Origin of the sequence: Asanoa sp. NPDC050611 (genome assembly GCF_040654855.1) — a bacterium.
Taxonomy (GTDB): domain Bacteria; phylum Actinomycetota; class Actinomycetes; order Mycobacteriales; family Micromonosporaceae; genus Asanoa.
The window spans coordinates 1-9,823 of the sequence record NZ_JBFAIU010000290.1 but is presented as its reverse complement, the minus strand read 5'-3'; the positions used below and the strand labels follow the sequence as shown (position 1 = coordinate 9,823).

Below are 9,823 nucleotides of genomic sequence, written 5' to 3'. Positions count from 1 at the left end.
CCCGAGCATCGGCGCCCGCCGCGCCGACCCGTTCCCGGTCGACCGGTTGCGCGACCCGGCGCTGGGACCGGCACCTGGCCAAGCTGGCCGCCTGGTGGAGCGTGTGCGTCGCCGCCGCGAGCCTCTGGTGGCTCGTGCCGCTGCTGCTGTTCGGCCGGTACAGCCTTCCCTTCCTTGACTACATCGAGTCGTCGGCCACGACCACGGCGGTGACGTCGCTGTTCCAGGCCGTTCGGGGTACGAACCAGTGGGTCGGCTACATCGTGCAGGGCGAGCCGTGGTGGCCGGCCGGCTGGGTGCTCGTCGACAACGCCGTGCTGATGACCGCGACCGCGCTGGTCGCGGTCGTCGGGCTCGTCGGTCTCGCGCTGCGCGGCCTGCCGGAGCGCAGGTTCCTTGTCCTCGCGATGCTCACCGGGCTGACCCTGCTGACCATCGGCTACCTGGGCACGGTCGACAGCCCGTTCGCCGGCCCCGTACGCGACCTGCTCGACGGCCCGCTCGCCCCGCTGCGCAACGTCCACAAGTTCGAGCCCGTCCTGCGGCTGCCGATCCTGCTCGGCCTGGCCCACGCGGCCGCGACCCGGATCTCGCTCCCGCGCCTGCGGGTGCCGGCGGCGCCGGTCGTGGCGTGCCTGCTGGTCGTCGCGGCCGCGCCCGCCTGGTTGCTCCTGCTGCGCCCCGGTCCCGGTTGGTCGGACGTGCCGGCGCACTGGAAGCAGGCGGCCGGTTGGCTCGCCGACCAGGACCCGCACGCGCGCACGCTGGTCGTGCCGGGCATGGGGTTCGCGCAGAACCAGTGGGGCCGCACCGTCGACGAGCCGATCCAGCCGCTGGCGGGAGCGCCGTGGTCGACCCGCCACCAGATCCCGCTCGGGTCCGAGGGCAACATCCGCGTGATGGACGCCGTCGAGGCCGTTCTCGAACAGGGCCGCGGGTCGCCTGGACTGGCCGACTTCCTTTCCCGAGCGGGGTACCGCTACCTGCTGGTCCGCCACGACGTCGACCGCGCGGCCACCGGCGTGCCGCCGATCGCCGTGATTCGCCGGGCCGTCGCCGGGTCGCCGGGACTGGCTCCGGTGGCGACCTTCGGGCCGGACGTCGACGCGGGCGCCCTGCATAGCCCCGTCGACGCCGGGGTAGCCGTACCGTCGATCGAGATCTTCGAAGTGCGGCGACCCGTGCCCCTGGTATCGGCCGTGGCCCGCGCCGACGTGCCGACCGTCAGCGGCGGGCCCGAGTCGCTGCTGGGCCTGCTGGAGCAGGGCCTGATCGACGGCCGGACGCCGACGATCCTGGCCGGCGACGCGGCCGGGGGCGCGAACCCGCCGGCGGACCGGATCGTCACCGACGGGCTTCGCCGGCGCGAGCTCAACGTCGGCCGGATGCGCGACAACCTCAGCTACACGCTCACCCGTGACGAGCAGACCCGCCAGCAACGGCAGCGCACCGATCTGGTGCCGTTCCCGATCGAGGGTCACGACACGGTCGCGACGTTCCAGGGGATCCGCTCGGTGGACGCGTCGAGCAGCGCGGCCTTCGCCGACACGGCCGGCCCCACCGAGGTGTCGTACGCGCCGTTCGCCGCGCTGGACGGCGACGCCCGCACCGCGTGGCACTCCGACCCGTTGAGCGAGCCGGTCGGCCAGTGGTTGGACGTCACGTTCGACACGCCACGCCGGGTGGACGAGCTGACCGTCGACTTCGTCGACGACCTGCGCGTGGCGTCGCCCGTCGCGTACCTGCGGATCAGGACCGATCAGGGCGCCGTGGACCGCGCGCTGCCCGAGACGCCCGGCCCGCACCGGCTGGCGACGCTGCCCGGGCTCACGACGACGGTACGGGTGACCGTGCTGGCGCTGCGACCAGGCCACGAGGGCGGTGCGGTCGCGCTGCGCGAACTCGGCATTCCCGGTCTGTCGGCGCAGCGGGCCCTGCGCGCGCCGTCGGACGTCGACGGCGGACCCGCGCCGGTCTACGCGTTCGGTCGTGCCCCCGAGGACCGGGGCGCCTGCTTCGCGACCGGCGGGGAGACCCGCTGCGACCAGTTCCTGGCCCGGGCCGGCGAGGAACCGTTGGGCCTGGACCGCATCTTCACCACGCCCGTGGCATCGCCGTACGCGCTGCGACTGACCGCCCGCCCGCGGGCCGGTGGGCCGCTTCCGCTGGACCGGCCCGTGACCGCGGCGGCCACCTCGGTGCTGGCCGGCGACGTCGGGGTCGGTGCCGACGCGGCCGTCGACGGCGATACCGCGACCGCGTGGCTCGCCGAGCCGGTCGACGCGAACCCGACCCTGGACCTGTCCTGGGACGGGCGACGGAAGATCGACCAGCTGCGTCTGGTGGCGCCCACCGCGCCGGTGGCGTCGACGCCCCGCGACGTCGTCGTGCGGACCCCCGCGGGCACGCGGAACGCGAGCGTCGGCGCGGATGGTTGGGTCCGGTTCCCGGCGGTCACCACGGACCGGCTGTCGATCGCGGTCGCCCGGTTCGACGAGAAGCTCGCCGACGAGCGGGGCAACGGCTGGCCGGCGCCGGTCGGCATCGCCGAGGTCGAGATACCCGCGTTGGGTCTCCCGCCGGCCTCGTCGGTCACCTCCACCGCGCTGGTCGCACCGTGCGGACACGGACCGACCGTGACGCTCGACGGCGTCGACTTCCCGACGTCGGTCGGGGGCACGCTGGCGGACGCCCGCGCGGGCCGGTCGCTGCCGTTGACCCTGTGCGACGACTTCGCGCGCGAGTCGGTCGACCTGGCGGCCGGCGAGCACCGGTTGCGCACCGAGCCGTCGGACTCGTTCGTCGTCGACTCGGCGGCGCTCGTACCCGCCTCGGGAACGTCGCCGGCGCAACCGGCCCGGGCCCGCGGGGTCGAGGTCGGGCGCTGGGACGCGACGGCGCGCACGGTCACCGTGGCGTCCGGCGAGGCCGCGCTGCTCGTCGTGCCCGAGAACTTCAACGCCGGGTGGACGGCGTCGCTGGGGGACGCGCGGTTGACCGCCGTCCGGGTCGACGGCTGGCAGCAGGCGTTCGAGGTGCCGGCCGGATCGGGCGGGACCGTGACGCTGACGTTCGCGCCGGACGAGCCGTACCGCGACGGTCTGCTGGCCGGCGCCGCGGCGGTGGTGCTCGTCGTGCTGCTCGCGGCCATACCCGCCCGCCGGCGTCGGGTGGCACCGGCGGACGGGCCGGCGGTCGCCGCGCGGGCCGGGCTCTCGTCGTGGTGGATCGTCGTGCCGCTGGCCGGCATCACGGTCGCGCTCGGTGGCGTCGCGGCGCTGGCGCTGCTGGTCGCCGCGATGCTCATGCGCCAACTGCGGCCGGGCGCGTTGCCCGGCATCGCGCTGCTGGCCGCCGCGGGCGGCACGGCGGTCGCGGTGGTGGGCCGGATCCAGGGGTACGGCCAGGAATGGGCCTACGGCGGTGTCGCCCAGGCCGCGATGCTGACCGCGGTCTGCGCGGTCGCCGCGACGCTGGCGCCCTCACCCAAGGAGGTGGCGGAGCCGCCGTTCGAGCCGGAACCGGAAGCGCCGCCGCGGCATCGCGCGACCCTCGGCCGCGCGGTGCGGCTGTTCCGGGCGTTCCTGCACGAGCAGAGCGATCCGGACATGTTCTATTCGTTGCTGGCGAAGGACTCGACGGAGCAGCTCGGGTCGTACGCGGGCCTGCGCGGCGCGGTCGTGCTCGACGTCGGCGGCGGACCCGGCTATTTCGCCTCGGCGTTCCGTGACGCGGGCGCGACGTACGTCGGTCTTGATCCGGCCGTCGGAGACTTCGCCACCTCCGGTGCGGAGGTGACCGGCATGGTGCGCGGCGGTGGTACCGCGCTGCCGGTGCGGTCTGCCGTCGTCGACGTCTGCTACTCGTCGAACGTGCTGGAGCACGTGTCGACGCCGGAGGCGATGCTCGACGAGATGGTGCGCGTTACCCGCCCCGGCGGCACGATCTTCGTCTCGTTCACGCCCTGGCTCTCGCCGTGGGGCGGGCACGAGACGGCACCGTGGCACTACCTCGGCGGCACCCGGGCGCGACGGCGGTACGCGCGGCGCATGGGACGGGAGCCCAAGAACCGCTACCTCGAGACGCTGTTCCCCATCAGCGCGGCGCGGACGTACCGCTGGGCGCGCGCCGCCCGTCGTCATGGCCAAATTGTGATCATCGATGTTCTGCCCCGATACCACCCCCGATGGGCGCATTGGGTGGCCCGTGTGCCGCTGCTACGGGAAACCCTGACGTGGAACTACACGATGGTCTTGCGACGCGAGTCGGGTCAGGGGTCGCGTCCGGATGTGACTGAGTAGTAACCTGCTCGCCAGCCAGCGGACGTCCACCCCCGCCGTCCGTCCTTACATTGTGGAGGCACCATGAGGTCTCGCGTCATCGGCGCCGTCTTGTTCGGCCTCGGTGTTCTGGCGTTGATCTTCGCCGCGGGTCTCGCGTTCGTCGTCGGTCCACGCGTCGCGCAGCTGCCCTACGACCTCGAGCTCACCCAGTCGGTGGCCGAGGCGCCCGACGCCACGTTCCTCCACATCACCAAAGAGGGCGCCAAGGTCGAGCGCGGCAACCTGCGCTCGACGATCACCGTGCAGCCGGACCGAGCCGAGACCGCCAAGCTCGAAGGCGACCTCGACGGCGAGGCGGTCGTCTGGCAGGTCGGCCAGGAGGTCGTCCGCACCAGCGACAACGCGCTGGTCAGTGCCTACAGCACGAAGCTCGCCCTCGATCGCGAGACCGGCGCCGCGGTGCCCTGGGAAGGGCAGTGGCTCGACACCGGAAACGACCGGCAGGACGTCGACTACTCGGGCCAGATCTACAAGTTCCCGTTCGGCACCGAGCAGGAGACCTACCAGATCTTCGACCGCGACGTGCTCGCCACCCAGCCGGCGAACTTCGTCAAGACCGAAGAGATCAACGGCCTGGAGACCTACCAGTTCACGCAGGAGATCCGTGAGGCCCGCCAGCAGCTGCCGGCCGACCGGATGAAGTCCCTGCTCGCCGCGCTCCTGCCGGGAGCGACCTCCGGCAACATCGTCTACAACAACACCCGCACCGTGTGGGTGGAGCCGACCACCGGCCAGTTCATCAAGGTCCAGGAGGACCAGGAGAAGAGCCTGATCGGCGACAACGGCCAGTCCGTGAAGATCCTCGACGCGCTCTTCACCTACACCGACGACACCATCAGCCGCAGCGCCGACACCGCCTCGTCCAACCGGCAACTGCTGCAGATCGTCACCCTGTGGGGGCCGCTCGCCCTCGTGCTGATCGGCCTCATCCTGGTGGGGCTCGGCCTGATGTTCTCCGCGCGCCGCCCGCAGGGCCGGCACACGGGAGACGAGCCGGCCGACGTCAGCGAGACCGGCAAGGTCAACGCTTCGTCGTAACGGTGGTAGCGGCCGGGGATGCCATCGGCATCCTCGGCCCGCTCCTCCAGAGCAGCGACAACTGCGTCAATCAACGAGCTGGTACCGCAGGTAGACGACCCCGTTGGGGAAGCGGCGCTCGTCGACCAGGTGCAGGTTGAGGCGCTGGTCCGGGGGCAACGCCGGTGTGCCGCCGCCGACCGTGACCGGGTTGAGGAACAGTTGGCACTGGTCGACCAGGCCGGCCGCGAAGGCGGCCGCCGCCAGCGTCGGGCCGCCGATGCCGAGGTCCCGGTCCGCGCTCGATTTCAGCCGGCGGACGGCGTCAGGGTCGAACGTCCGCTCGAGGCGCGTCCGCGCGCTGGCCACCGCGTCGAGGGTCGAGGAGTAGACGATCTTGTCGGCCGCCTGCCAGATGGCCGCGTAGTCCCGCGAGACGGTGTGCTCGTCGGACGCGGTCTCCCAGTAGACCATCGTCTCGTACATCCGGCGGCCGTAGAGGTAGGTGCCGACCGGGCGCTCCAGGTCGTTGACGAACGCGTGCACCTCCTCGTCGGGCGCGGCCCACGAGAAGTCACCGTTCCGGTCGGTGGTGAAGCCGTCGAGTGAGGTGATCGCCGAGTAGATGAGGTTGGCCATCGCCTGAGCTTGCCACCGCGGCTAGCCGATCTCCACGGCCCAGAGCAGGTCGGTGAGGCGTTCCAGGGCCTTGGCCAGATAGCGGCGGTACGTGCTCAGCGGCAGGTCCAGCACCTGTGCGGCGGCTTCCTGCGACGGCGCCGGACGCAGGTAGGTGCGGTGCACGACCGCGTACAGCTGGTCGCCCTTGGGCTCCTCCTTGAGGCGGCCCACCGCGGCCTCGATCGTGGCCCGCAGCTGTGCCGCGGTCGGTCCGGCGGCGGTCGTCGCCAGGGCCGAGCCCATCAGCGGGCTCGCGCACAGCCGGTCCGGGCGGTGCAGCACGGGCAACGCCGCCTTCAGCGCGGCAGCGAAACCCGCGCGGTCCAGCGGCGCGGGCCGGAGCAGGGCGGCCGGCGGCGGGCCGGTCTCGCCCGTGCGGCCGCGCTCCCGCATCAGCTGGAGCCAGGCGTCGACCGGCAGCCGGCGCCAGTCGATGCCGAAGGCGACGTGCCGCCGGCCGTCCACGTCGAGCTCGAGGAGGGGCGCGAACGCCATGTGGTCGAACCGTGGCGCCCAGAACCCGGGGTCCACTGTGACGCAGACCGACCAGGCCAGCGGGCGGGTGAGCCACTCGATCACGCTGGAGACGGGCGCGGCCAGGACCGCGTACGGGTCCCGCTGGTACTCGCCGGCGCCGCCGATGCGGCGGGCGATGTTGACCAGCTCGCCGGGCCGGGTCGGCCCGTGCCGGTCGACGTGGTCGAGGACCGCCCGTACGACCGGATCGCGGTCCTCCAATGTGGAGCCGGTCGGGCAGAACAGGTGATGTGCGAACCCGGCGAGGCCGGTGGGGGAGCGCACCACGTACAGGTGCTCGGGTTGCTCCCGCAGCCAGGACCTGGCCAGCTCGGCGCCCGCCGGCCCCTCGAACCGCCGCACGACCTCGCAGACCTGGTCGTGCTCGTCCGCGCGGCCCGGCACGACCGCGACGGAGCCCAGGGCCCGGAGGGCCGCGAACGAGCTGGCGAACGGGCTGTTGCGCAGCAGGAAGAGCAGCTGCTGGCCGTGCCGCTCCCGGTCGGGACCGACGGTGGTGCGCAGCCGGGCCACCGTGTACGCGTGGATCGTGCGGTGGTGCGCGTGGTAGCGCTCCGGCAGCCGGCGCTCGAACTCCGCGTCGAGCACGTCGCGGACCAGGTCGTGAACGAACAGCCCGTGCGGGCCACGGGTGACGAACGGCCGGGCCGCGAGCCAGCGCCACACGTCCTGCGCGTCGGCGCCGACCATGTGGGCGAGCAGTTCCTCGGTCGTCAGCCAGGCGATCGCGCACGTCGCGAGCGCGGTCAGGTGCGCGTCGCCCGGCACGTCGCGCAGGAACGACTCCAGCAGCACGGAGATGAGATCGGGCGCCTCGGCGAGGGAATCGGGGACGGTGCCGGTCGCGGCGAGGTCGGCGAGGAGGGCGATGGTGAGCGGGTGCCCGTGGCCGAGCCGCACGAGATGCGGTCGCACGTCCGGCGCCACGCCGGCCCGGGCCAGCAGGTCGCCGCTGTCCGACTCGTCGAGATGATCGAGCCGGTGTACGGCCACCAGGTGCCGCCATCCCGCGTCGGCCCGCCAGGGCGCGGCGGGCGGTTCGCGGCCGGCCAGCACGACGACGGTGTCGGCCGCCAGGCCGGGCACGAACTGGCCGCGTACCCAGTCGTCGATCGGGCGCAGCTCCTCGTAGCCGTCCACGAGCAGCACACCGCCGGCGGCGAGCGTGGCCGCGCCGCTGAACCCGGCCGATGACGGGTCGATCTCCCGCCCGTCGACCTGGACCACCTCGCGGCCGGCGGCGCGCGCCCGGGCGCGGAACTCGGCCAGCAGCGTGGTCTTGCCGATGCCGCCGGGGCCGTGGACGAACAGCACCCGGTGCGGCGTGCGCCGGGCGAGCGCGTCGTCGAAGCTGGCCACCTCGGCGCGGCGCCCGACGAACCGCGCACGCCGCGCGGTGTCCAACAGCTCACCCAGGCTCGTCGCCACGGGGTCCACTGTCCGCCGCCGGGCGGCCTTTGGACAGGGATTAACAACTATCTGACGTGGTGGGTGAACGGCCGGCGGGCCGATCCTCGCGCCATGCGATGGATCGTCAGCCTCGCCGCCACCGCGGCGTCCGCCTACGCACTCGACGCGATCGCGGCGGTCGCCGGGACCGCGCTGGTCGCCTCCGGGCTGCTGGCCGGCGCCGACCACGGGTGGGTGGTGGCGTTCCTGGTCGCCAGCTATCTCATGTGGGCGGTCGGCCTGCGCGCCAACCTGCGCGCGAACGGTGCGCTGCTGGCCGCGACGGGCACGAGCACGAACGTGCTGTCCAAGGTGGCGTACGACGTGACCCGGCGCCGCGCCCGCAGTGCCCGGGCACCGCGGGTCGCCGCGGCCGTCGCGTACGCCGGCACCGAGGTGGCCAAGGAGCTGCCGTACTACGTGGCCGCGTTCGGCGCCGCGGCGGTCGCCGACTCGATCACGTCGACGGACGCGCTGGTCTTCCTCGCGGGTGCGAACCTCGGCGCCGCGCTCTACGAGTACGGCCTGGCCCGCCTCACCGCGACCGTGCTCCGCCGGCGGTACGCGTCGTTCGACACGGACTGGTCGCCCGCGCGCTACCTCGCCGACTACTACGGTGCCGTCGAACCCGACGAGCGCGCGACGATCGCGTTCCTCGTCGGGGCGCTGCGGAACGCGGAACGCGACCGCCCGGTGCTGTTCTTCGGCGTCGGACCCACGATGCACCACGTGTTCGCCGCCGCGGAGCTGGCCTCGGAGATCCACCTGGGCGACTACCTACCGGCGAACCTCGCCGAGATCCAGCGGTGGCTCGACCGCGCGCCGGGCGCGCACGACTGGCGCCCGTTCATCCGCTACACGCTGGTGTGCGAGGGCGTCAGCGACCCGACCGACGACGACGTGGCGGCGCGCGCGGACCTCGCGCGAGCGAAGATCACCCGACTGGTCCAGGTCGACGCGTCCCGCCCGGCCGACGCGCGGTACGCGACGGTGGTCAGTGCCTACTGCGCCGACTCGGCCACGGCCGACCTCACCACGTGGCGGCGCTTCATGCGCAACATCACGGCCCAGATCGAGCCGGGCGGCCTGTTCGTCACGGCGGCACTGCACCACTGTCGCGGCTACACGGTCGGCGGGCGGCTGTTCCCGAGCGCCAACGTCGGCGAGGCGGACCTGCGCGAGGTCCTGCGGCCGGCGCTCGACCTGGGATCGCTCGAGGTCCGACCGACGGGCCAGGACGCCGCCCATGGGTACGCCTCGATCCTGCTCTGCTGGGCCCGCAAGCAGCCGGCCGACGAGCGCGCTTTGGCACCGAGCCGTTTGTTCTAGTACTATGCGAACATGTTGTTCACGGTGGATGACGCGTCGCCGGTGGCTTTGGCTGAGCAGATCGCCGGGCAGGTGCGGGGGGCGCTCGCGCGTGGCGAGATAGCCGCGGGGGAGCGGTTGCCGCCCGCCCGGGACCTGGCGGCCGCGCTCGGCGTCAACATGCACACCGTCCTGCGGGCCTACGCGACGCTGCGCGACGAGGGGCTCATCGACCTGCGCCGTGGCCGCGGCGCCGTCGTCAGCGGCCAAGTCAGCGCCGAGCGGATCCGGCTGACGGAGCTCGCCCGCGCGTTCGTGGCCGAGGCCCGCCGGCTCGGCCTGGGCGACGACGACATCACCGCGATGCTCAAGGAGGTACGACCATGACGCGACGTGCTCGCGCCGTTCTCGCCGCGATCGCCGGCTGGGTGCCCGCCGGCGTGCTGCTGGCGACCCCGCCCAGCCGCTGGGACGGGCTGCCGGCCACC

6 protein-coding genes are annotated in these 9,823 nt (G+C 73.4%); 4 read left to right on the top strand and 2 right to left on the bottom strand.

Going from position 1 to position 9,823, the window contains the following annotated elements; genetic code table 11:
- Together AB0H87_RS31905 and AB0H87_RS31900 are read left to right on the top strand one after the other, a co-directional pair.
- Positions 1-4,301: alpha-(1->3)-arabinofuranosyltransferase family protein (locus AB0H87_RS31905; protein ID WP_360154026.1), on the top strand; the 4,301-nt coding region annotated here is incomplete at its 5' end.
- A 63-nt stretch (positions 4,302-4,364) separates the two neighbouring features.
- Positions 4,365-5,381, top strand: coding sequence for a DUF3068 domain-containing protein (locus AB0H87_RS31900; protein WP_360154023.1), 1,017 nt, complete (start codon positions 4,365-4,367; stop codon positions 5,379-5,381).
- Between the two features lie 66 nt (positions 5,382-5,447).
- Here AB0H87_RS31900 and AB0H87_RS31895 read toward each other — a convergent pair whose 3' ends face one another.
- Both AB0H87_RS31895 and AB0H87_RS31890 read right to left on the bottom strand, forming a co-directional pair.
- Entirely contained in the window at positions 5,448-5,999 is a 552-nt protein-coding gene (locus tag AB0H87_RS31895) for a dihydrofolate reductase family protein (protein ID WP_360154020.1), read from the bottom strand.
- A 21-nt stretch (positions 6,000-6,020) separates the two neighbouring features.
- Entirely contained in the window at positions 6,021-8,006 is a 1,986-nt protein-coding gene (locus AB0H87_RS31890; RefSeq protein WP_360154017.1) for an ATP-binding protein, read from the bottom strand.
- 93 nt (positions 8,007-8,099) lie between these two features.
- Between AB0H87_RS31890 and gntF the strand changes: the two genes are divergently transcribed.
- Entirely contained in the window at positions 8,100-9,356 is a 1,257-nt protein-coding gene (gntF, locus tag AB0H87_RS31885; protein WP_360154014.1) for a guanitoxin biosynthesis pre-guanitoxin forming N-methyltransferase GntF, read from the top strand.
- A 12-nt stretch (positions 9,357-9,368) separates the two neighbouring features.
- Positions 9,369-9,722 (top strand): GntR family transcriptional regulator, encoded by a 354-nt coding sequence (locus AB0H87_RS31880; protein ID WP_360154011.1) that lies wholly within the window; start codon positions 9,369-9,371, stop codon positions 9,720-9,722.
- Positions 9,723-9,823: the final 101 nt, after the last annotated feature.

Coding starts and splice junctions, on each gene's coding strand:
- AB0H87_RS31900 (WP_360154023.1), top strand. CDS start 4,365: ATGAGGTCTCGCGTCATCGGCGCCGTCTTGTTCGGCCTCGGTGTTCTG.
- AB0H87_RS31895 (WP_360154020.1), bottom strand. CDS start 5,999: ATGGCCAACCTCATCTACTCGGCGATCACCTCACTCGACGGCTTCACC.
- gntF (WP_360154014.1), top strand. CDS start 8,100: ATGCGATGGATCGTCAGCCTCGCCGCCACCGCGGCGTCCGCCTACGCA.
- AB0H87_RS31880 (WP_360154011.1), top strand. CDS start 9,369: ATGTTGTTCACGGTGGATGACGCGTCGCCGGTGGCTTTGGCTGAGCAG.